The 24,004-nt window shown below is 47.0% G+C and carries 19 protein-coding genes; 6 read left to right on the forward strand and 13 right to left on the reverse strand.

Going from position 1 to position 24,004, the window contains the following annotated elements:
• On the forward strand, positions 1–456 hold the full coding sequence (locus tag FBF61_RS29340) for a GNAT family N-acetyltransferase (RefSeq protein WP_138484244.1): 456 nt from the start codon (positions 1–3) through the stop codon (positions 454–456).
• 59 nt (positions 457–515) lie between these two features.
• Here FBF61_RS29340 and FBF61_RS29345 read toward each other — a convergent pair whose 3' ends face one another.
• Both FBF61_RS29345 and FBF61_RS29350 read right to left on the reverse strand, forming a co-directional pair.
• A complete protein-coding gene (locus FBF61_RS29345) occupies positions 516–902 on the reverse strand; it encodes a hypothetical protein (RefSeq protein WP_138484246.1) in 387 nt (128 codons plus the stop codon).
• A 261-nt stretch (positions 903–1,163) separates the two neighbouring features.
• Positions 1,164–1,904: a lysophospholipid acyltransferase family protein gene (locus FBF61_RS29350; RefSeq protein WP_138484248.1), complete on the reverse strand. Its 741-nt coding sequence runs from the start codon at positions 1,902–1,904 to the stop codon at positions 1,164–1,166.
• Positions 1,905–2,045: 141 nt separating this feature from the next.
• Here FBF61_RS29350 and FBF61_RS29355 point away from each other — a divergent pair, with 141 nt between their 5' ends.
• Positions 2,046–3,029: an acyl-ACP desaturase gene (locus tag FBF61_RS29355; RefSeq protein ID WP_138484250.1), complete on the forward strand. Its 984-nt coding sequence runs from the start codon at positions 2,046–2,048 to the stop codon at positions 3,027–3,029.
• A gap of 74 nt (positions 3,030–3,103) precedes the next feature.
• Here the strand turns inward: FBF61_RS29355 and FBF61_RS29360 are convergent, their stop codons facing one another.
• The 10 genes from FBF61_RS29360 to iolB form a co-directional block, all read right to left on the reverse strand.
• The gene (locus tag FBF61_RS29360) at positions 3,104–5,095 is read right to left on the reverse strand and encodes a T9SS type B sorting domain-containing protein (RefSeq protein ID WP_138484252.1); all 1,992 of its coding nucleotides are present in this window, start codon (positions 5,093–5,095) and stop codon (positions 3,104–3,106) included.
• 178 nt (positions 5,096–5,273) lie between these two features.
• Positions 5,274–6,725: a S41 family peptidase gene (locus FBF61_RS29365; protein WP_229215277.1), complete on the reverse strand. Its 1,452-nt coding sequence runs from the start codon at positions 6,723–6,725 to the stop codon at positions 5,274–5,276.
• Between the two features lie 195 nt (positions 6,726–6,920).
• Positions 6,921–7,823, reverse strand: a complete 903-nt coding sequence (gene iolE, locus FBF61_RS29370) for a myo-inosose-2 dehydratase (protein ID WP_138484254.1) — start codon at positions 7,821–7,823, stop codon at positions 6,921–6,923.
• 97 nt (positions 7,824–7,920) lie between these two features.
• A complete protein-coding gene (gene iolD, locus FBF61_RS29375) occupies positions 7,921–9,786 on the reverse strand; it encodes a 3D-(3,5/4)-trihydroxycyclohexane-1,2-dione acylhydrolase (decyclizing) (protein ID WP_138484257.1) in 1,866 nt (621 codons plus the stop codon).
• A 12-nt stretch (positions 9,787–9,798) separates the two neighbouring features.
• Positions 9,799–10,761 carry a class II fructose-bisphosphate aldolase gene (locus FBF61_RS29380; protein WP_138484259.1) on the reverse strand — a complete coding sequence of 321 codons (963 nt, stop codon included), beginning with the start codon at positions 10,759–10,761 and terminating at the stop codon, positions 9,799–9,801.
• A 144-nt stretch (positions 10,762–10,905) separates the two neighbouring features.
• The gene (locus tag FBF61_RS29385; RefSeq protein WP_138484261.1) at positions 10,906–12,519 is read right to left on the reverse strand and encodes a sodium/sugar symporter; all 1,614 of its coding nucleotides are present in this window, start codon (positions 12,517–12,519) and stop codon (positions 10,906–10,908) included.
• A 316-nt stretch (positions 12,520–12,835) separates the two neighbouring features.
• Complete coding sequence (gene iolG, locus FBF61_RS29390) at positions 12,836–13,870, reverse strand: inositol 2-dehydrogenase (protein WP_138484263.1); 1,035 nt, start codon at positions 13,868–13,870, stop codon at positions 12,836–12,838.
• Positions 13,871–14,010: 140 nt separating this feature from the next.
• A complete protein-coding gene (locus FBF61_RS29395; RefSeq protein WP_138484265.1) occupies positions 14,011–15,477 on the reverse strand; it encodes a CoA-acylating methylmalonate-semialdehyde dehydrogenase in 1,467 nt (488 codons plus the stop codon).
• Between the two features lie 58 nt (positions 15,478–15,535).
• Positions 15,536–16,543 carry a 5-dehydro-2-deoxygluconokinase gene (gene iolC / locus FBF61_RS29400; RefSeq protein ID WP_138484267.1) on the reverse strand — a complete coding sequence of 336 codons (1,008 nt, stop codon included), beginning with the start codon at positions 16,541–16,543 and terminating at the stop codon, positions 15,536–15,538.
• Positions 16,544–16,723: 180 nt separating this feature from the next.
• Positions 16,724–17,587, reverse strand: a complete 864-nt coding sequence (iolB, locus tag FBF61_RS29405; protein ID WP_138484269.1) for a 5-deoxy-glucuronate isomerase — start codon at positions 17,585–17,587, stop codon at positions 16,724–16,726.
• A 125-nt stretch (positions 17,588–17,712) separates the two neighbouring features.
• On the opposite strand from iolB, the gene FBF61_RS29410 reads away from it, so the two are divergent.
• The 4 genes from FBF61_RS29410 (at position 17,713) to FBF61_RS29425 (ending at position 22,145) form a co-directional block, all read left to right on the forward strand.
• Positions 17,713–18,744: a LacI family DNA-binding transcriptional regulator gene (locus FBF61_RS29410; RefSeq protein WP_138484271.1), complete on the forward strand. Its 1,032-nt coding sequence runs from the start codon at positions 17,713–17,715 to the stop codon at positions 18,742–18,744.
• 128 nt (positions 18,745–18,872) lie between these two features.
• Positions 18,873–19,166, forward strand: a complete 294-nt coding sequence (locus FBF61_RS29415; protein ID WP_229215280.1) for a type II toxin-antitoxin system RelE/ParE family toxin — start codon at positions 18,873–18,875, stop codon at positions 19,164–19,166.
• Positions 19,147–19,458, forward strand: coding sequence for a helix-turn-helix domain-containing protein (locus FBF61_RS29420; RefSeq protein ID WP_229215278.1), 312 nt, complete (start codon positions 19,147–19,149; stop codon positions 19,456–19,458). The genes FBF61_RS29415 and FBF61_RS29420 overlap by 20 nt, the downstream gene beginning before the upstream one ends.
• 68 nt (positions 19,459–19,526) lie before the next feature.
• Positions 19,527–22,145, forward strand: a complete 2,619-nt coding sequence (locus tag FBF61_RS29425; RefSeq protein ID WP_138484275.1) for a DUF3857 domain-containing protein — start codon at positions 19,527–19,529, stop codon at positions 22,143–22,145.
• Positions 22,146–22,303: 158 nt separating this feature from the next.
• On the opposite strand, the gene FBF61_RS29430 is transcribed toward FBF61_RS29425, so the two are convergent.
• Positions 22,304–23,995: a RagB/SusD family nutrient uptake outer membrane protein gene (locus tag FBF61_RS29430; protein WP_138484277.1), complete on the reverse strand. Its 1,692-nt coding sequence runs from the start codon at positions 23,993–23,995 to the stop codon at positions 22,304–22,306.
• Positions 23,996–24,004: the final 9 nt, after the last annotated feature.

Below are 24,004 nucleotides of genomic sequence, written 5' to 3' on the forward strand. Positions count from 1 at the left end.
ATGGACGAGGGACAATTATCGATCCGGGAAGCGGGCCTGGATGACATGGATGTGATTTACAAAATGATATGCGGACTGGAAAATATGGAAATGGACCGGCATGGTTTTGACTTTGTTTTTCAAAAAAACCTGATCAGTCCGAACATCCGCTACTTTATCGCCAGTTATGCCGGCGAAGATGCCGGAATGGTCAGCTGCCATATTCAGCCCTTGCTTCACCACGCCGCGTTGGTTTCGGAAATCCAGGAAATGTACGTGAAAGATGAATTCCGTTCACAGCAGATAGGGAAAGCACTGATGGAACATGTAGTGGGGTTTGCCAAAAGTATGGGCGCGGTACAAATGGAGGTGACGTCGCGAAGCACCCGCGAAAACGCCCACCGGTTTTATCAGCGCGAAGGCTTTGAAAAATCACATGTAAAGCTGGTCCGCTATTTCAAAAATGACGTAAAGTAAAAAAATCATCCCGTCAGCGACAGGATGATTTCCCACATTACCCTAAACCTTCAACTATCTTAATATCTGCGGCCGCGCGCCCAGTTATCACCGCGGCGGTCGCTGAGCCTGCGGGTGTCGGCCATGAGGCGATGCAGGTCGTCACGCAGCATTCTTGTTTCTCTGGGCGAAAGTCTGCCATGACGGCTGAACTTCCTTTCTTTTGCTTCGATACGTTCGTACTGGCTCATTAAAGCGTTGGCTTCGCGGGATGATAATCTTCCCCTCTGTATCCCCGTTGCGATTTGCTGGCGGGCTTCTCTTTGCAAATGGTTGATCTCCGACGGCCTTTCCCGGCGGTATTCACCCTGGTATCCGCCACGGCTATCGTAGCGCGGGCCGTATTGGGCTGATGCGGTTGTAAATCCTAATGCTAAAATCCCGATGGCCAAAAGTATGTTTTTCATGACTAATAAATTTTAAAGTTCATCGGTTAGAGCGCATCGGGATATCCGGGTTTAAAGCCACTTTGTTAATGATTTGTTAAAGGGAAATGGTCAATGGACGTTACCGTTGAGGGGCGTTATTGGCTAGCACAGTTTGGCGTAATTGAGAACAATGCCAAACTGGTTTTTGATTGTTAATACAGATTTCTCCCCGAGAGCAGCGGCGGGCACCGCGCTACAATTGACGCATTTGTTTAACATATTGTAGAGTTGGGATATGTTCTACTTGCCGGCAGTCAGTACATTCTTTATAGCTTCCTGCGCTTCGGTTAGTATTTCATCTACTTTTCTTCCATCAGGCTCGATAGCAGGCAAGGCTGTCCATGAAAGATCGGAAAATGAGGTCAGAGGGAAAATACCTTTGGGATTGAATGACCCGGTTCCGTTGATCGCTACCGGCACGATAAGTGCGTCAGGAGCCCGTTTTAGCAATGTTGCCACGCCGCCGGGCACGAATGGTTTCATGATACCGCTGGCGGTGCGGGTGCCTTCCGGGAAAATGATCGCCGAGGTTTTCTCTTCATGGATCATTTTCCCCAATCTTAGAATTTCGGCAACAGCCTGCTTGCCGTCTTTTCTGTTGATCAGCGCGGCCCCGCTTTTGCGCAGGTTGTATGATATGCTGGGCACTCCTTTTGCTAGTTCTATTTTGGATACAAAGCGCGGATGATATTTTCTCAAAAACCAGATGATTGCCGGGATATCGAAGGTACTCTGATGATTGGCAACGAAAATAACGGGTCGGTTTTCAGGAATTACCGAGAAATTATGAAAAGATATGCGGGAACCTGTGAGGTACAGGCCGTAGGTTAAAAAGAAGTTCAGGTAGTCGACACAAACTTTATGGACTTTTTTGCCAAATACATTAAATGCGACAACCTGGATAACATGGAACACGAGCAAAGTCACACCAAAATGAACAAGATAAATAATACTGAGGATGTAATCGAGGATTTTTTTCATTCGTATTTTTTGTGCAAAAATAGTTTAAAACTGGTTTGCTTATTCTAATTTGTAGGGCAGGAAATGATATTTATCATTCAAAACTTACTTTTAATTTACGTAATTTGTGAAATAGTATTTTGTGTTTAAACTGAATTGATAATGGAAACCGCACTTTCAGCAGAAAGACTTGAAGTCATGCAACATGTAGGAAAAGATCTGGATGCGCTGATGGCTGAATACCTGAAGCCCATTGAGGAGAATTGGCAGCCTACTGATTTTTTGCCGGATTCCAGCAACGATAATTTTTTTAGTGAAGTGAAGTTGCTGCAGGAAAGTTGCCGCGACCTGCCGTATGATTACATAGCTGTTCTGATCGGTGATACGATTACTGAAGAAGCATTGCCTACCTACGAATCCTGGCTGATGGATGTGATCGGGGTGGATCAGGTGGATAATCCTTCGGGCTGGTCGAAATGGGTTCGTGCCTGGACTGCTGAGGAAAACCGTCATGGCGACCTGCTCAATAAATACCTGTATTTATCGGGCCGTGTGAATATGCGGGCCATGGAAGTGTCAACCCAGTTCCTGATCGCTGATGGTTTTGATATCGGAACCGATCGTGACCCATACCGGAACTTTATATATACCTCGTTTCAGGAACTGGCTACGAATGTTTCCCACCGCCGGACGGCAACTTTGGCAAAAAAATTCGGAAATCCGCATTTGTCGAAAATCTGCGGTGTGATCGCTTCGGACGAAATGCGCCACGCCAAGGCATATAAAGCCTTCGTGAGCCGTATTCTGGAAGTTGACCCGTCTCAGCTGCTGCTGGCCCTGGAAGACATGATGAAGAAAAAAATAGTGATGCCTGCTCATTTTATGAGAGAAACCGGCGTGAAAATGGGGGATACTTTTTCTCACTTTTCGGATGCAGCCCAGCGTCTTGGTGTATATACCACCCACGATTACATCGAAATCCTCGATTCTCTGCTTTTGGAATGGGAAATTGGTTCTGTGAGGGATATTAACCAGCAGGCCGAAAAAGCACGGGATTATCTCATGGCGTTGCCGGCAAGATTGAGGCGTATTGCAGAACGCACGAGAATACCTGAACTCAGCTATGAATTCAGCTGGATCAATTGAGCGTACGCTCACAGCAACTGAATTTTATAACGTCCTCTTTCCTTTTTGGTTGGAGGTTTTTTTATGCCAAAATCTTATTGAAGAAGCATCACGGTACCTTTTTTACGGATAATGTTTCCGTCCACCGATGTGCCCTCAAATATCCATACATACGTTCCCGCGACAGGTTTGGTGCCCTTAAACTGTCCGTCCCAGCCTTTGTCGAGCTCATTCGTGTAAAATACAACCTCTCCCCAGCGATTGTAGACTTTAAAATAACTGATCCCCGTGATACCCGAAACGATGGGCATCAGCATTTCATTTTTGCCGTCGCCGTTGGGGGTGAAGGCTGTCGGCACATTCACGCGGTCACCTCTTTGTACGCGCAGATTGACCTCGGCCGAAACGGTGCAGCCCTCCGGCGAAGTGACTGCAACAGAGTAGGTCTGGTCGGTTAGTAAAGTTGCCAGTGGCGTTGGGCTCAAAGGGTCGTTTAGGCCGTTCGGCGGCGACCAGATAAAAAGGGCATCACTGGCGTTGGGTACCTGGGGGGACGAAGCAGAAAGCTGAAATGGCACATTACTTTCTATGGTTGCATCCGGCGTTACCAATACATCAATCTTTGGCGCTACCCGCACATGGACAGTGTCTGATTGTGAGCATACGCCCTGGGTCGCGGTGACGATGTAGCGGGTTGTCGCAGCAGGAGCGGCCGTCGGGTCTTTGCCCGCCGGATTGTCCAGCCCGGCTTGCGGTGACCACGAAAATGTCTGGCTGTTGCTGTTCGTCAACAGCACTACCGACTGACCGGCACAAATTGTAGTGTCTTTCAGTGTTTCCAGCGTGATATTACTTGAGAATTCCACTTTTACTATTTTCCTGACCGTACAATTGTTGGCATCTTTCACAAACACCCGGTAGGTCGCGGGCATTAGCTTAAAGATGTTATCCGGTGTATAATTCACAGAATCAATCGAATATTGAAATGGCGGAATTCCGCCTGACCCCGTTAATGTTAGTGTTCCTTCTTCACTTTTTTCGCAGGTGCCGGGTTCGAGGGCCGTTGTTAGGTCGAGATCACTCAGGGTAAGTTCTTTGATATTCACGAACGGGTTGTTACAGTCGACGTTGTTCACTGTCAGCGAGATATGTTTGGTGCCGCCTCCGTCCCAGGTAACCACATAAGGCCCCATTCCCGAACCTGAAATGACAGTTCCGCCGTCCCATCCCCACTCGAAAGTATATCCTGTTCCCGGATCGGGTATGCTACCGGTATATTTGATCTCTACTTTTTCAGGGTAGCCGCAGGTAGGGTTGGGTGCAATTGAAAAATCGGCCGCCGTGGAATAGTTGATCGTTGTGCAAATAGAAGCATAGCTTCTGACCACCTCGTTTCTGCTGAAATATTTGTTGGTGAGCGAAAGGTATGCAAAATTGGCCGCAGCCGACTCGCAGGTAGTTGCAGCATCGTCCCTGAAAAAGTACAGAGGGACACCAGGCTTGCCAACATATCGTTTTTCCGAGTCATTGTAAGAAATAAACAGGGTGTTGTCCACATAAACGTCCAGTATATTACGGGCCCCGTTACGGGTGAAGGTCAGCAGGTAATATGTTGATTTTTTAAATGCCGGGCAAATGCCTGCTGTTCCGTAGGGATTAAAGTCCAGGCAACGGTCTTCGGTATCATCGGTACTTTTGAAATAAATACCTTCGTCCAGCTGCCCGTCCGAGAAGTCAAGGATACGTGCCCATTGCGCCGGCCCCCAGTCCGTAATTTTGACATACATCTGAATGGTGTAAGTCTCGTCTACGATGCCCTCGGTATTCGGGTACATCAGTCCCCAGTTCAGGTTGGTGTGATATACCTTTCTGTTTCGGCTGCATGAAAGGATTTCGTCAACGAAATCACCGGATATAGGGCTATCCGTACAGTTTCCTGCGGCCTGAACCGATGCCAGATTCGGCGCGCATTGCAGTTTCTGTACTTCAAAATTATTTTCGAAACGGTAGGTGTGATTGATCGTCTGGGCAAGAGCGCAAACCAGAGTAGAGAAGAAGATTAATACAAAAAGTAAACTTGATTTCATACAAAGGCCGGAAGCCGGATTCATGCTGGGACGTGAGCGATATTGAGGGTATTCGTCTTTTTTAGATAAAATTACACAAATCTGTCACTCATTTTATAGTTTTTGATATTTATAAAAAAATACAAAAAGAGGACCCCGTTTTAAGGGTCCCTTTTGCATTAAATTCACCGGCAGAGGATTACAGGTTTTCGACCTTAATTACACCTTTTTTTATCATCAGATCGGGGCGTACCCGCAAATCGTCACGGAAAAACTTCCGGAACGTCGCTACATTTTTTGTCGCCTCCGCTCTTAAATTCACCGGTGCGGGAATGCCCATTACGTCCAGCGCTTTTCTTAGCAAAGTTTCATTTTCGTCACCGAAAGCTTTGTATGGAATGCTGGAATCTTCCACGTTATAAGTGGGAGTGATGCCGTTGACAGTTCCATAATCCGACTGGCCGTTGGCGTTTGCGGTTTGCCCGAGCATGATATAGGCTCCCCATTTCCAGCGGTTCAGGTCGTCGCCGATGAGTTTCCCGAACAAATTTTTCCCGGCAGTATTTTCTCCGACTGTAATTACCTCCATATAAGGCTTCAGACCGTTGATCACCAGTTCGCTGGCTGACGCAGTTCCGTTCGATGTCAGCACAAATACCCGGCTGAGATTGCTGCCAATGTTGCTGGCTTCGTCCAGAAATTTGTATGTCAGGGCACTGGTACCATTTGTCCGGTTCCAGTAGGCCATGTATTTGTCGTTCCATTGTTCCGTATAAAAGGTTTTTGAACTGGATATATTTTTCCCGATCAGAGAGGCCAGCGTCTCTGCCGAGCTGATATACCCGCCGGAATTGAGCCTGAGATCAAGCACCAGTTCATTCACACCCTGGCTCTTGAAATTCGCAAAAGCCTGGCGCAGCTCATTGTCATATTTTTCAGCATCGGTGGAAGAACCGGGTACGAACTGTGAATAAACGAGGTAGCCGATTGTTTTTCCATAGGCAGGTTTCCGGATTATGCTGGAAAATACAACCGGATCTTCGCTGACTTCGGCCTTGGTAATCGTTACTGTCGAAGAGCTTGCCACAATTTCGGAACCGTTCAATGTGCCGAGTGTAAAGGTAGCCGTTTCATTGCTCCCAAGCAGGGAAGTGTAATTGTCGGCTGTAAGCTGAGATCCATTGACTTTCAAAAGGATATCCCCTCTTTTTAATCCTGCCGCCTCAGCGGGGCTGCCTTTCACCACGTAGTTCAGAAAAGCGCCGATATTGGAATTGCCTTCATCAATATAGGACAGGGTATAGCTGATCCCGAAAATTTTGCTGATACCATCGAACTCGTTTTGCATGGCATCCACATCATCCGTAATTCCCGAAAAACGGTCGACGGTTGCTCTGTTGTAAACCAGTTTTTCGAAATACTGGTACGGGCTGACGGTACCGTCGAGGCTGGACTGGGCGGGCATATTCTTGTACCAGAAATAGGCGTCGTCCATGAGTTCATACAACCATGTATTGACGGACTTGTAAGCCGAGAGAGAATCCGACGCCAGAGCGGTGTCGACGGGTGCAACATCTTCGTCTTTGCATCCCGACATCCATATTGCCCCCGCGAGAACAATCAGTAGTGAGCGTTTTTTGAAATGTAACATATTAAATCAGTTTGTTAAACAAGTAAACTGATGCAGCATAGGCCAGGTGAAAATTGAAATGATCCGCTCAATGTATTTACCCGTTAATACGTACCTGCTCTCGGAAGTGTTGCGGCAAAACAAAAAAGCAGCCGGAAAGATCCGGCCGCTTTAAAAATTACAAGTTCGATTTAGTTAAAAATTAAATATAGTCCATCAGATTCCTGTGAGTCCTTTAAAGAAATTCCTTGCTATAATAGCGTATTCCAGCGGGTTGGCCTTTGCGGGGTCCTGTTCTGCTTCCAATACGATCCATCCCTGATAGTCACTTTCTTTGATGACCGCAAAAAGTGATGAAAAATCAATACAGCCCTCCGGATCGCCGGGAACCGTAAAAACACCCTGTTTCACCGCCGTCAGAAAGCTGAGCTTTTCATCGTGCACCCTTTGTAAAACATCCGGACGAACGTCTTTCAAATGGATATGGGCTGTTCTGCCAATATACTTTTGCAAAGCCGTGACAGGATCTTCGCCGGCGAAATAGAAGTGTCCGCAGTCGTAGTTCAGAAATACATTTTCGGGATCCGTTTCATTCAGCAGCCGGTCCGTTTCTTCGATTGTCTGGATACAGGTACCCATATGATGATGGAAAGCCAGTTTCATGCCACGGTCACGGGCAATTTTGCCAAGTTCGTTCAGTCCAAAGGTAAAGCTGTCCCATTCTGCCTTGCTGTCCAGCATACCCTTACCTTCGAAAACCGGGACGTTCATTTGCCCCTGGCAGCTGTTTCCCGTTTCGCCACCACCAATCACTTTCGCGCCCATGGTTTCCAGGAAATCCAGAAGTTCAGTGAAGTTTTTCCTGTTTTCGGCAAAGGTTTTGGTTGTCAACTCATAGCTGTTCCATTGATTGCATATCTGCAGACCTCTTAATTCCAGCGCTTTCCGAAGCACGTTGGTGTCGCGCGGGAATTTGTTTCCTACCTCGCAGCCGGTAAATCCGGCGAGCGCCATTTCGCTGATACATTGTTCAAATGTATTCTCGCCGCCCAGCTCGGGCATATCATCGTTGGTCCAGTTGATAGGAGCAACTCCAAGTTTTATATTTTCGAAGTTCATTTTTTTAAAGGGATGAAGGGGAGGAAGGGGAGGAAGGGGAGGATGGAGGAGGGGGCTTTTACCTTTCGTCCCTTTCCTCCTTCCTCCATTTCCTCCATCATAAAAATATCCTTTGTTCTTTTTTGTTTTCCTGATAGGTTTCGAATGCTTTTTGTACTGTTGCCGAGGTGGATACTTCTGCAATTGGTACTTCCCACCATGCGTGGTAACCCTTCACAGTACGGTACAAGCTGGTTTCAATGTAAATAACAGTCGTTCGGTCGCTGGTTTTGGATTGGGCAAGGGCTGCTTCAAGAGACGCGCGATCGGTAGCCTTAATCACTATCGCTCCCAGGCTTTCCGCATTTTTGGCCAGATCAACTGGTAGGAAGCTCCCGGACAATTGTCCTGACTTTTCATCCCGGTATTTATACATTGTCCCGAAACGTTCACTGCCAATGCTTTCCGAAAGGCCTCCGATACTTGCGTAACCGTTATTGTTTAAAAGCAGGATGGTAAATTTCACGCCTTCCTGAATCGATGTTACAATTTCATGGTTGTTCATCAGGTAGCCTCCGTCCCCGCAGATCACATATATTTCCCGGCTCGGGTCCGCCATTTTCGCGCCCAGTCCTGCCGCGATTTCGTAGCCCATGCAGGAAAAGCCATATTCGAGATGAAAGTTCTTGGGGTCCGTTGCCCGCCACAATTTGTGCAGGTCGCCTGGCGCGCTGCCGGATGCATTGATCATGACATCCCTGTCATCCATAAAGCTGTTCAGCGTCCCGATCACAACTGCCTGGTCAATAGGAGGTACCGTGCTGTTTCCTTCCGCGTAGATCTGCGTAACTTCGTCATCCCAGGCTGTGTTGATGTCCTTGATTTTTTCGCGGTAGTTTTTATCAACTTCATAATCTCCTAAAAGATCAGCCAGCTCTTCCAGTATCACTTTTGCATCTCCGATCACCGGCAATGCCGCGTGTTTAAAAGCATCAAATTCACTGATATTGATATTGATAAACCTGACTCCCGGGTTTTTAAAAATCGATTTGGAGGCAGTTGTGAAATCACTGTACCTGGTTCCGATACCGATGACGATATCAGCTTCATTGGCTATGTCTATGGCGTATTTTGTACCGGTTGCACCCAAACCCCCGACGCTGTAAGGAGCATCATAACGTACTGCCCCTTTCCCGGCAAAAGTTTCGCCAACCGGAATACCGGTTTTGGCGGCAAAATCGTGAAGCACATCACAAGCACCGCTGTAAATAGCCCCGCCGCCGGCTACGATCACAGGTTTTTTGGCAGACTTGATCCATTCTGCCGCCTGTCTGAGGGTTGGAAGATCGGGTCTTGGCCGCCCAACATGCCATACTCTTTTTCTGAAAAGGTCCTCCGGGAAATCGTATGCATGTGTTTGCACATCTTGCGGCATGGATAATGTTACGGCGCCGGTTTCTGCCTGTGACGTAAGCACCCGCATTACCTCGGGCAAGGAATAAATCAACTGCTCAGGACGGTTAATCCTGTCCCAATACTTGGAAACAGGCTTGAAACAGTCATTTACGGATATATCCTGGGTGGACGCGCTTTCGAGTTGCTGTAAAACCGGATTGGGTTCGCGGGTAGCAAAAATGTCACCGGGCAAAAGCAACACCGGAAGCCGGTTTATGGTCGCGAGTGCTGCGCCGGTGATCATATTTGTTGCTCCGGGGCCTATGGAAGTGGTACAAACAAATGCTCCAAGGCGGTTTTTTACCTTGGCATAGGCAACGGCTGTATGCACCATTGATTGTTCGTTCCGGCACTGGTAGTAGCGAAAATCGGGATTTTCCTGCAATGCCTGCCCCAGACCCGCTACGTTTCCGTGGCCGAAAATACCGAAACACCCGCCGAAGTAAGGTGCCTCAACACCATCGCGTTCGATATACTGGTTTTTTAAAAATGTTATGGTAGCCTGGGCTACGGTTAGTCGTCTGGTCATCTGATTTTTCCTTTAAGACTTTACTGCGTACTCAGCGGATTGAAATTCACCGGCTTTTCCTGCCGATCCGAACAATTCAAATTTCTTTAACATAAACTTCCTGTATTCTTCCATAAAGATCTTTCCAGGCGTGGTAGGGGCAAATTCATCTGGTTTGTCTCGAAAAAATTCCCGGTTGACCATCGTCCATAGCAATCGGGTATCGGTTGCTATATTTATTTTGCAAATACCCAGCGGGATCGCCTTTCTGATCTCTTCCTCCTGCACGCCCTTTGCGTCTGTTTTCAGGTTGCCGCCGGCTGCGTTAATGCGTTCCACTACTTCGGGTACTACGTTGGAGCCGCCATGAAGTACCAGCGGGAATCCTGGTAAGCGGTTCTGGATCTCTTCCAGAATGTGAAACTGAAGACCCTGTCCCCCTGAAAATTTATACGCTCCGTGGCTGGTACCGACCGCAATGGCCAGGCTATCACAATCAGTTGCTTTCACAAAATCCTCCACTTCCTGCGGGTTGGTGTAAAATGAATGGGAAGCATCCACAGTAAGGTCGTCCTCCACACCTGCCAGAACGCCGAGCTCGGCCTCTACGCTGATGTTTTTGGCATGGGCCCGGGCGACTACTTCCCGTGTACGGGCCACATTTTTATCAAAATCATCATGTGACGCATCGATCATGACTGACGTGTATCCGCCTTTTTCAATGGCATCAAAAATGTGCTCTTCATAGCCGTGGTCCATATGCACCGCGAAGGTTACGTCCGGATATATTCGCGCCGCCGACTGTATCATGGACAGCAACATATCTGCATGGGCATAATCACGGGCAAAAGGTGTTGTCTGCACAATGAAGGGAGATTCAGCTTCCTGTGCCGCAGCAAAAAGTCCATGTATTTCTTCCATAAAAAACACATTCACCGCCGGAATTGCATAACGGCCGTAGCATTTCTGGAAGAGTTGTTTGGTTGTTAGAAGCATTATTTGGGCTATCGGCTTTGAGCTGTCGGCTGTCGGCCTCGTTTTAGGCTGTCGGCTTTCAGCTATCGGCCGACGTTTTTTGTTTATAAAATTTACAATATTTTCTCCATCAAGCTCCCCGCATGCCGAAAGCCGACCGCCTCCTTACCAAAACACCGTATACAACGCAGCCAGTACTCCGCAAATCATGATGGATCCGATGACAAAGCTTTTGCCAGGGCTGAACATGGAGCCGTCGATTTCCAGTCCTTTCGGATTGGTTTTACTCTTTGGGTCCGCTACGGTCATGATGATGATAATAGCAGATAATATCAGGAAAATAATGCCCATACGATCCAGGAATGGAATATTTGGCCACAAGAATTTACCTGCGGTTGAAAGCGGTATGGTCAGCAAAGCCGCTGTGAGGGCCGCTGCCGACGTGGTTCTTTTCCAGAACATCCCGAAAATGAATATAGCAAATACGCCGGGTGTAATAAAACTGCTGTATTCCTGAATAAACTGATATGCCTGATCCAGTACCCTTAATTGCGGGGCGATCAGCACACCAATCGCCATCGCCACCCATATTGTATACCTTCCGATCCTTACAAGCTGTTTTTCGCTGGCTTGCGGGGCGATATATTGTTTGTAAATATCCAGGGTGAAAATGGTGGAAATACTGTTGGCTTTTCCCGCAAGAGAAGCTACTATGGCGGCTGTCAAAGCGGCGAAGGCCATTCCTTTCAGCCCCGCCGGTAACAGATTCAGCAGAACAGGGTATGCATGATCCGGCTTAACCACACCGCCCGCATCGAGCATTTCCTGCTGGAACATGCCGTTTTGGTATAATACAAATGCCGCGATTCCGGGTATTACCACGATGATCGGAATGAGCAGTTTCAGAAGAGCGGCAAACAGAATCCCCTTTCTGGCAGTGGATAAATCCGCACCCAGGCTTCTCTGTATAATATATTGGTTGCATCCGAAATAAGCCAGATTGTTGATCCACATTGCTCCAATGATGACCGACAAGCCCGGAAGGTCCTTGTAGAAAGGATTTTCTTTGGGCAGGATCATGTGGAAATGTGAATCGGCCTGGTCTTTCAGCAACCCCAGCGCATTAAAAATCCCGGGTTTATTGAAATGCGTGGAAACAAGGTCCAATGCGAGATAGGTTGTGGCCAGTCCGCCCAATACCAGTACAATTACCTGAACCACATCGGTATAGCCGATCACTTTCATGCCTCCGATGGTGATGATCACAGCAAATACGCCGAGGCCGATGATGCCATACGTAAAGTCGAGCCCGGCGGTTACTTCCAAAGCCAATGCTCCGAGGTACAGGATCGAAGTCAGGTTTACGAAAACGTATAGCAGCAGCCAGAATACCGCCATGATTGTAGCTACTGTAGGATTATACCGTTGCCTCAGGAATTGGGGCATGGTATAGATCTTATTTTTGAGATAAACCGGCAGGATAAACAACGCTACGACAATAAGCGAAGCAGCGGCCATCCATTCATAGGAAGAAATAGCCAGCCCGATCGCAAACCCTGAGCCCGACATGCCAATAAAGTGCTCAGCGGAGATATTGGAGGCAATAATCGATGCACCGATTGCCCAGAATGTCAAAGAGCCTTCTGCCAGGAAGTAGTCAGTTGAGCTGACTTCCTTCGCGCTTTTTTTCTTGTAAATCCAATAGCCATAAGCAGAGACGCCTATCAAATAAATAAAAAATACTACGTAATCCAGCGATTGCAAACCGGTATTGGACATTCTGATGCGGAGTTAGTGAATGGAAAAGGGTATTTCTTGGGAAATTATTGTCATTTTTTGGTCATTTATTGTCATTCGTGGTCATTTGCTGTCGTGGGTGGTCATTTGTGGTCATGGATGGTCATTTATAGTCAGGGATTGTCATTTGTAGTCATTTTTTGTGGTGTTTCGGGGTTTATTTTCGCGCCAAACTTATAAACTTTCCCAATACTTTTACCTCTTCCCATCCATGACTAAACGTTACAATCAATGACTACAAATGACCATAAATGACAACGAATGACCACACCTGGCCATAAATGACAGCTTTTTCCTGCTACATCACCAAATACCCATGCTGCAAAACCTCATCGAGTTTCACACTTCTTCCTTCGGTTAGTGATTTCATGGCTGCGATACCGATAGCGGTTGCCATGAGTCCGTCGTGGGCATCGACCGGGGACGGTGTATCGTTCAGGACACAGTCGATAAATGATTTCAGGCAAACACGATAGGCGGTTTCATAACGTTCGAGGAAGAAATGCAGCGGCAGCGAAATATGCCCGCCGTTGCTGTCAAAGTGCACAAGCGTATCGGACGTATTGTTTTCTGCTTTTGCCATCCCTTTTGACCCGAATATCTCCAGTCGCTGATCGTAGCCATATACTGCTTTCCGGCTGTTGTCGATCACACCGATAGCCCCGTTTTCGAACGTCAGTACGATAACGGCTGTGTCTATATCCCCGAATTCTCTGATTTCCGGATGAATGAGCGCATCGCCTTTTACAAACACCTCTTTCACCTCGCTGCCCACAATATACCGGGCCATATCAAAATCATGGATAGACATGTCCAGAAAAATCCCGCCGGAAATTTTAAGGTATTCTACAGGCGGCGGCGCCGGATCTCGGCTGGTAATGCGCAGGATATGCGGATCCCCGATTTTATCCGCTTCCACGAGGCTGCGTACATTACTGAAATTGGCATCGAAGCGTCGGTTAAAACCCAGCATTAATTTGACGTTGTTCTCGCTCACAGCTTTTTCTGCAGCCTGAATGGCATCCAGCGTCACATCAAGGGGTTTTTCACAAAACACATGCTTTTTCTGCTTCGCTGCCGCAACTGTGTAGGGCACGTGAAAAGGAGTGGGCGAGCAGATGATCACTGCCTCCACATCCGGGTGGTTGATCACATCGTAGGCATCGGTAGTGACGTTCGAGACACCGATGCCATGGGCAAAGGCATGCGACGCAGGTGAAAGATCCGAGGCAATAATTACCTCCGCATCGGGCATATGGTGGACTAGGTTGCTGAGATGGATCTGACCGATCCTTCCTAGTCCGATTACACCGGTTTTAAGTTTTCTTGTCATTGGGTTAGGATTATTTAGAGCTTTCGGCCGTCGGCTCTCAGCTTTCGGCGATGTTTGGCTCGTTGTTGTTGTTTATAAATAATCAAAAATTTCAAAAAGCTGGTCAAGGCCGATGGCTGACAGCCGCCGGTCGAAAGCGGTTAAAACTTTCTGTTCCATTCTTTCAGCCACCGTTCGATGACCACTTTGGTCTGGGTAAAAAATTCAATGGCATGCTTGCCTTGTCCGTGGAGGTCGCCGTAAAAACTTTCTTTCCATCCTGAAAAAGGAAACTGTGCAACCGGGGCCGCGACACCAATATTGATCCCGATGTTCCCGGCTTCGGCTTCGTGGCGGAATTTACGCGCGTTCAACCCACTGCTGGTGAATATACAGGCCATGTTTCCATATTTCCCGGAGTTGATAAAACGTATCGCTTCGTCGATTGTATTGATGTGAACCAGGCTCAGTACCGGCCCGAAAATCTCTGTTGTTGCCAGCTCGCCGTCCAAAGGAATGTCCTCGATGATGGTCGGGCCAATGAAATTACCTTGTTCGAAACCGTTGACATCAGGGTTTCTTCCATCGACCAGCAGCCTGCCTCCTTCGTTAACACCCTGTTCAATCAGGCCCTGCACGCGGCGTTTGCTTTCAGGTGTGATTACAGGTCCCATCAATACGTCGCTTTCCAGCCCGAAACCTGTTTTGCGTGTTTTTGCCGACTCAACCAGGCTTTCGGTAATATCCTTATGGTCACCCACCGTGATAATCGTAGAAGCAGCGAGGCAACGTTGTCCGGCACATCCATATACACTGTCGATCACGATCTGGGATGTCATTTCAATGTCCGCGTCGGGTAACACGATCACAGGGTTTTTGGCCCCGCCTTGTGCCTGTACACGTTTTCCGTAAGCTGCACCTTTGGAATAAACATAGCGGGCCACATTCGACGAGCCTACAAAGCTGATGCCTTTGATATCCGGATGTTCCAGGATTCCGTCAACCACTTCACGTGCTCCCTGTACAAGGTTCAGGACACCTTTTGGTAAATCCAGCTGATCCATCAGGCCGACGATTTTGGTCATTGTGAGCGGTACTTTTTCGGACGGCTTGATGATATAACTGTTGCCGCAAGCCAACGCGTAAGGTAAAAACCAGAAAGTAATCATCCCCGGGAAATTGAAAGGGGCGATACAGGCGCAAATGCCGAGCGGCTGGCGGATCATGTATTCGTCGATACCTTTTGCAATGTCTTCCGAAAACTCGCCCTGCATCAGTGTGGGCGTTCCGCAGGCGTTTTCTACGTTTTCAATAGCCCTGACAATTTCAGCCCTGGCTTCCAGGTATGTTTTGCCGGATTCCAGCACGATGGTACGGGAGATATCGTCCAGGTTGTCTTCGAGAATGGTTTTCAGTTTAAATAAATACTGAACCCGTTTGGAGACCGGCGTATTTCTCCATTCCTGAAAACCCTGCTGCGCAGCTTCTGCTGCATCGGCGACGTCCTGTTCCGTTCCGTAAGGGACCTGCGCAAGTACTTCCTGGCTGGCCGGGTTGACTACGTTTACAAAATGGGTAGAATGGCTGTCTACCCATTGTCCGTTGATATAATTTTTTAGTTTTTCCATGTATTTGGTAAATGTGGTCTCGGCATATGCTGATCTGAGACCTGATAAATATTAATTGTTAAAGCCCGCCGTAGCCGGACACAAAGTCCATTACTTCTTCATGCGTGGGCATAAAATTCGCGCAGCCTTCTCGGGTTACGATAATCGCTCCGCAGGCATTTCCCATTCTGACACTTTTATACAAATCCCACCCGCTGAGCAATCCGAATGAAAATCCGGCGCAGAAAGCATCTCCGGCACCGAGCACATTCAGTACTTCAACCGGGAATCCGGGGACCTTCACCTCATCTTTTCCCGGCTGAAAAATAGATGCGCCGTCTTTTCCGCGTTTCACGACCAACGTTTCCACCCCTGACTGCAAGATTTCACCGATAGCATTCTCGATATTTCCGCGGATTTCAGGGGCCGAGATCTGCTGGTGCTTGATCAGCAGCTGTTCCTTGTCCGTCAGGAAAGTCGCAAGGATTTCTTCTTCAGTGCCTACTACAATATTGAAACTGGGCAGGGAAGCGCGCAAAGTCACACCAAACGCACGTGGGTCAAACCACTGGTCTGCCCGAAAATCGATGTCCAGGATACGGGTAACCTGATGTTTTTTGGCAAGTTCCAAAGCGTAGAACATGGCGGTCCGGCTCGGGTCTTTACTGAACGCGGTTCCTGAAAACGCCGCTGCCTTGAAATCCTGGAACGGTATCGCGTCTACGTGATCGATATTCAGGTTGATATCGGCGCAATTTTCACGATAATAGACCAACGGAAACCGATCTGGAGGCTCTATACCCAGTACGACGGCAGAACTTCTGGTACCTTCGATCGTAGGTACCCACTCCGTGCTGATTCCTTCCTGATCAAGGAAGTACTTGATAAAATTCCCGACCTGATCATTGCCAATTCCGGTAAGAATGGCCGTTTGTAAACCCAGTCGCTGGCTGCCTGTCGCAATATTCAGCGGACAACCCCCTACAAAAGCATTGAATGCCTCAATTTTTTCAAAAGGGCTGCCGACATTCGCTGAGTAAAGATCAATAGACGAGCGGCCCAGGGTCAGTAAATCGTATTTTTTCATATCTGGAGACTTTCGGCTTTCGGCGGTCAGCCGTCGGTTTGGGTGTGGATGCTTTTAAATTATGGACTGCCGGGTATTGTTATTGGTCGTCATTTTTGGTCATGCATGGTCAGGGACTGTCATGAGTGGTCATTTGTTGTCATGATTTGCCGAAAGCCGACGGTCGAAGGCTTCTGCTCCCTACCCATTCATTTCTGCAGTCACAATCGGTAATCTCGGATCAGATCCTTTCCAGGTGCCGTAGATCCAGTCGTGGTCGGGATCGGACGTATTTGCCAGGGACTGATCGCTGCCGGCGAGAAAATTGAGATAATATACATTGTACCCGTGCCCTGCCACCACTGGGTGATAGCCTCTTGGTACGAGTACGGCCTCGTTATTTTTCACACGCACGATCTCGTCCAGTGAGCGGTCCTCAGTATAAACCTGCTGGATGGCGTAGCCTTGCGGTTTGTCTATCTTGTAAAAATAAATTTCTTCGAGATTAGCCTCCGTCAGGTTTCCTTCCGCATCTGTTTTTCGTTCATCGTGTTTGTGTGCGGGGAAAGAACTCCAGTTGCCGGAAGGTGTGTACACTTCCACGCAAACAATTTTGTGGCAGTCAAATCCCGGTTCCAGCAGACTGTTGATCTGGCGGTTGGCATTATCCCCACCCCGGTATTCAATAGCAGCTTCTTCGGGACGTTTCATTCTCGGCGGATGGTCTTCGTCCGACGCAACCCGGCATATCGCAATGTCCGTATCTGGTGACAGAGCGGTTAAAGTAAAATCAGTATTCCTGGATAAGTACATAGCATGCCCGATCCCGCTGAAAACATTTTTGCGACCGTTGCGTGTTTCCCAGGTCTGTCCGGCGGCCTCAACTTTAAAATTGCCGCCCAGCAACACGATGCAGTATTCATATTCACCGGTGTTGGCGGACAATTGTTCATTCACATCGAGTATTTTCGCTTCAAAGTTTAAATAAGTCCAGCCCGCTTGCTGACTGGTGAGGGAATGGTAGGTTTTTTGGTCAGCTTTGGGTTTAACTAGCAGGTCGCTCATTGTGCATTTCAATTACATTTGTACAATGATAGTGTTGTATAAATTAAACACAAAATGTAAATATGTTAATAATGAATGCAAACGTTTGAAAAAATTTATAAGTTTTAATTGTTATTATACATCAAATGAATTCTTCTCGTCCGGTAACTATTAAAGACATTGCGCGCCGCTTTCGCTGCTCTCCTTCCACGGTCTCCAGAGCGTTGAACGACCATCCCGCGATCAATGAGGATACCCGGAAAAACATCCAGGAATATGCCCGTGAAGTAGGTTATCAGCGGAATGAGGTGTCATTGAGCCTGCTCAATAAAAAAACCGCTTCCCTGGGTGTGGTCGTGCCTACGATCAGCAATTATTATGAAACTGCGGTGATCGAAGGGCTGCACACCGTGCTGCAACCTATGGGCTATACGTTGAACATTTGCGTGACCAACGAAAACTATCTTCTGGAAAAAGAGTATCTCTCCAAACTGCTGTCGAACAGGACAGAAGGGATATTTTTATCTGTCTCCCAGGAAACTTATGATTCGGGCTATTACGAGCATCTGGAAAATGTGATCCAGCGGAAAACACCGCTGATATTCATCGATCGCGAATATGAGGATTTTGAAACCAGCCGGGCTACGGTTGACGACTACCACGGTGCTTTTGCGGCCGTCGAGCATCTGATCAGCATTGGGTACAAGAAGATCGCACACCTGAAAGGGCCAAACGGGCTGACTGTTTCCGAGCAGCGTTTCAAAGGCTATGTGGATTGCCTGAAAAAGTATGACATGCCGGTGCAGGAAGAGTTGATCATCAATACCAATTTCAAAGTGGAAAGTGCCATTGTACCCACCAAACGGCTGCTGGACATGGCATCGCCTCCCGATGCGATTTTCGGGGCCAACGACCAGGTTGCAATCGGGGCGATGCGGGTTGTAAAAGACAGAGGCTTGCGAATACCGCAGGACATGGGCCTGGTCGGGTTCGACAATTCACCGATATCCGCATACACATTTCCTTCTCTTACCACCGTCAGCAGGCCAGGACGGAAAATTGGTATGGAGGCTTCGAGGCTGTTTCTGAACCAGGTAAACGGCTCCGGTGATTTCGTTCACGAAAATATCGTGTTGCCTTCCGAGCTGATTATAAGGGAAAGTTCATTGCGGATTTGATTTTTAAAAATGTGAACATTTGGTAAGGCAAACGTCTAAGTAGAGGTGAACTTAGTAACTTTTAAGTTACCTTTTTGGCGTTAAAAATAAGAGACGTAATTGCATTCCAGAACTATTTCGAAGAGTTTTTGTTAGATCAGCCTCAAAAGGTTCAGGATAAAATTTTCAAGATAATTGATGCAATCGAAACATTGCAGAGAGTTCCTTCCGGTTACTTGAAACATATACAGGAATCGAAAGGCCTGTATGAGGCCAGAATACAACTTGGTTCGAACATCTGGAGGGTTTTCTGTTTTTTCGATCATGACAAACTTGTGATTTTGCTCAATGGATTTCAGAAGAAAACACAAAAGACACCGAAAAGCGAAATAGATAAAGCAACCTTTTTAATGAATGCATACTATGAACAAAAAAGCAGATAAGATCGATACGACAAGCTGGTCCGAAATTAAAGATCGTGTATATGGTGCCAAAGGAACCACCCGGAGAAAGGACCTTGAAAGAGATTTTGAAGGTTTCAAGATCGGGCTGCTTTTGAAAAAGGCAAGGGAAGATAAAAATCTTACACAATCGGAACTCGCTGAAATTGTTTCGAAAAAAAGAGAATACATATCCAGGGTTGAAAACGATGGCAGCAATCTTACGTTGAAAACACTTTTTGAAATAGTTGAAAAGGGGCTTGGGGGAAAGGTTAGGATCCAGATTGAAATTTGAAACTTCCTCGCTGGTCGTTAACAAAAATATCTTTACATTAGAAAATCCTTCATCTATACCCTTATAAATTGACCATTACCTCTACCTTCGTTAAAGTTCGATGGATTGTATTTCTGGCTTTCGTTTTTGCAGTGACCCGAGCGTTTGCAGTCCCCGCTATTCAAATTTCTCCTGCTCCTTCCTGGGTGGTTCCCGTAATTCCGGGAGGTAAGGCCCCTTCTCTAAAAGAGTTTTCGGGCGGTTATTACCTGTCTTTTTCCGACACGCAGGTAAATCTGGATAAAAAGACAACCTATGAGCGGTTTATCCGGCAAATTGTAAATGAAAGCGGTATCCAGAACGGGTCCGAGGTTTCGGTAACGTTTGACCCCATGTATGAAAATTTGACTTTTCATAACATCATAATTTGGCGCAACGGGCAGGCTATCCCGCAGTTGAATCGATCAAATTTCAATATTTTACCGTTGGAAACGGACCGGCAGCGATTCATTTACAACGGATACTATTCTGCGTCTGTGATTCTGAAAGACATCAGGAAGGGGGACAGGATAGAAGTTTCTTTTTCCCGTAAAGGCTGGAACCCAGTCTTTCAAAATAAGTACTCCCGCAATCTGAGTTTCTATACCTATGATTACACATCGCACATCCATTATGCTATTATTGCAAAAAAGGGTAGGGAGATTTTGTTCAAAGACTTTAATAAACCTCCCGTAAAAACCATCAAAGTCACGCAAGAAGGGGAGGCTCACGAGTGGGACTTGAAAAATGTTAAGAATATTCCGTACGATGACAATGTGCCGTTTTGGTACAATAAGCAGCCTTTTGTACAGGTAACAGAATACAAAAGCTGGAAAGAAGTGGTCGACTGGGGACTGAATTTTTATCAAGTGCCAGCTATCACAGGTGCATTGAAAGATAAGGTTGACGAATGGAAAAAGTCCAGTATAAGCACTATTCAATTTATCGAAACGGCGGTTAGATTTGTTCAGGATGATATACGTTACATGGGGATTGAGACTGGAGAAAATTCGCATCGTCCGCATGATCCGGCCAGTGTATTTAAACAACGCTATGGAGACTGCAAGGACAAAGCCTTTTTACTATGCGCCATCTTAAAGGCAAACGATATTGAATGTGATCCATTGCTGGTGGACACTTACAAAAGAGCATCTTTGTCGGACTATTTGCCTTCCCCTAATAACTTCAATCACGTCGTGGTGCGTATGCGGCTTAGGGACGAGGGGCCTTACCTGAATGCCCAGGATGCTATTATCTTTGTCGATGCTACTATTTCCTTGCAGGGCGGGGCTTTGTCCAAACTAAATTTCCCCCCATACGGGCAGGGTCTGCTTCTTAAGAAAGGGCAAAAGAGACCCATTGCACTACCAATACAAAACCCGGGATACCTGACTGTAACGGAAGATATTTACCTTCCGGAAGAGGGCGACACCGCCGCGAATGGCCGTGTAGAGGTGAAAACAATCTATTTTGAAGGCCAGGCTGACGATTTCCGGTCTTTCTTTCAGCAGAGTGTTATTTCTGAAACAGAGGAAAGTTATTTGAATTACTATCGGGATACGTACAAACATGCAGAGTTTGAATTGTCCGACACTCTTGAATTTTATGACCAGCGGGAGGCCAGCAATTTTTCGCTCTTCGAGCGGTATACGATGAAGAATGCGTGGCAGTACGACAGCACCCGAAAAAAGTATTATTTTAATATTTTGGGAAAAATACTTTACGATCAGCTGACTATACTCCCTAACCGAAAAAGGAAGGATCCTGTTTTTCTGAAATATCCCTACCACAATACCTACACCATACGTGTCCATACAGGCGGAACCCGGTTAGTACCACACGATTCATGGAATATTGAAAGAGCGGCTTATCTTATACATTTTAAATCCGAGTTTTTAAATGATGAAAATGTCTGGGAGCTTACCTACGAATATGAAACAAGGCAGGATCATGTGCCGGTTGCCCTGGCAGGACAGTTCCGGTCGGATATGGAGAAGCTGGCTGATAATCTTAATTATCAATTAACCACAGCTGACCTTGGAGACATCAGCAAAAGTAATGTGAATTGGGGGACGGTCATATTTTCTTTGTTGACTGTCTGTGGTTCAGCCTTTTTCTTTCGCAGACTGTATAGATACTCGCCCCTGGCCGGTCAGGAAAATGAGCCTGCTATTCCAATAGGCGGATGGGTTGCGCTAATCGGCATTTCGATTGCTCTTCAACCTTTCGTTATTTTATTCACTATGCTGAATCAGTCAGGATCAATTTATTATACCAAATCCGGCTGGGATGTACTGAATGACAGGTCAGGAATGATGATTTTGGGATATAGGGTGCTGCTGCTCTTTGAAATGTTTTTTAACGTAATGATGGTTTGCTTTTCTGTGTTGCTGAATTTTCTGTTTTTCAAAAAGCGAGATTCTTTTCCTATGCTATATTCTGTTTATATGGGAGGAAACCTGCTATTTGTTATAGCGGATACTGCGGCGGCATATTTTCTTTACGGCGTTTCAGGCAACAATTATGATTCTCAGTTGAACCAGGTCTTCAGGCAAATTATTCAGTCTGCGATCTGGATACCGTATTTGAACAAATCGGTGCGAGTCCGTCAGACATTTGTGAATACTTTCGAAAGTGCCAGGGTGTTGGAACCGAGCTCAGAGGAGTAAATGTTTGAAGTTTAACGATCAATGAACGGGCATCAGAAAAGTAACGATCAGGCAATCAGTAGCCGATAGTATAAAGCAATTATACATGCAATCAAAAAAATCCCGCCAGGCAAACACCTGACGGGATTTTTAACTTAGTTACCCTGTCTTGTTAACTCCTAATATCCTTCATTCTGCTGCATATACCCCGGCAGATTCGATGCCCCGTCGATAGCAGTTTGCGGGATCGGGAAGATGCGTTTGTGGACATCTGTATTTGTCTTTTCTGTCCACTTACCTTCGTATTTTCCAAAGCGGATCATATCACTTCTGCGAAGCATTTCCCAGTAGAACTCAAATCCCCTTTCACGGAAAAGCAGGTCGAGGTTCATGGTCGTTAACGCAGGAGGAGGCAGCGTTGCAGTGCGGGAAGCACGCACAAGATTTACGTCGGCCAGCGCACTGGCTGCATCGCCTTTACGCAATTTGGCTTCGGCACGCATCATGTAGATATCTGCCAGACGGAGTATCACAATATCCGCTTCACCCTTGTTCCGGCCTGTGTTGGAAACGCTGCTGAACTCGTACTTTTCAACCCGGTAACCTGAGTTGTAGTTGCTTCCGGCTGTTGTGAAATCAATCAGCTCTGTAAAGTTTACTGCAAGTTCCGGTTTGCTTCTGGTCACATAGCCCAGTTTTCCGACTTTTAATTTTCCGTCGGGACATCTTAAAAACGCACCATTCACCCGCAAAGCACCGTACTGCTGACCTCTGAGAATCCCGCGGTTGATTTTGTAATCTGCATCATTTAAACAGGTATCAGCCGGATTGGAGTAAACGGACATGTTTTCTTTGTAAAATCTCGGATCTCTTTTCGGATCAACTGCACCGTAGGCATCTACCCAGGTTTTGTAAAAATCGGAAGTGATACCTGGTCCATCGGTTCCGTTGGCGCCCGGGAACTGGGCTAGTGGAAACTGGTCTCCCGAGATCGAAAAGTAAGCCATACGGTTATGGCCATTCAGCTCCGGCCGCTGGTCTACTGCGAAGATCAGTTCGGGGTTTGTATGGTTGTTGTTGCCAAAAACCGCAAAATAATCGCTCGAAAGTTGTGCCTGGCCGGAAGCAATGATCTTGTCGGTGTACTGGATCACTTTGTCCATATCCTCCGCTTTGAAATCAAAAGTGGCTCCGTAAATATTCCGGTACACCGCGGCATTGAGATATAATCTTGACAATAACCCCCAAACCGCAGCCTGGTTCAGACGGCCCGGGCCAACTGCTGTTTTAGGTTGTACCAAAGGCTCTATTGCCAGTAGTTCGCTTTCAATGTACTTGACCGCTTCATCTCCACGGATAATTTTTGAAGGCGAACCCGGATCATCTTTCACAAAAACAACCCCGAACAAATCAAGCGTCAGCATCGAGTAGTAAGCCCGCATGCCCCTTGCCTCGGCCAAGTAAAGCGGAGCATTGGCATTGTTGAGCGTAGGCAGGGTATTAATTGCTGTAATTGACCTGGAAATGGACTGAACCAGGTTGTCCCAGGTATTCCTTACATTGGGATCGGTACTGGTTGTATTATGTGCATGAAGAGCAAGGTAAATACCATTGTCACCCCAGTCGGTTCCGCCTCGATAGGGGAGAATAGCCTCATCTGTCGAGATTTCCTGCAATGCGAAGTACGTTGTATGCTGGAAAATGTTTGGCAGAAGTGCATAAACAGGAGCGATAATGCCGTCGGCAGCCTCCTGGTCAGTCAGGGTTTTACCTAATGTTTCGTCCAATACCTCCTCTTTCAGGTCCGTACACGCATTATTTATCAACAGCATGCCGACCAGGGTCAGCAGAATATGTAATTTCTTTTTCATTGTTATAAA

It is taken from the genome of Dyadobacter bucti, assembly GCF_005869225.1.
In the GTDB taxonomy this organism is placed as follows: Bacteria; Bacteroidota; Bacteroidia; order Cytophagales; family Spirosomataceae; genus Dyadobacter; species Dyadobacter bucti.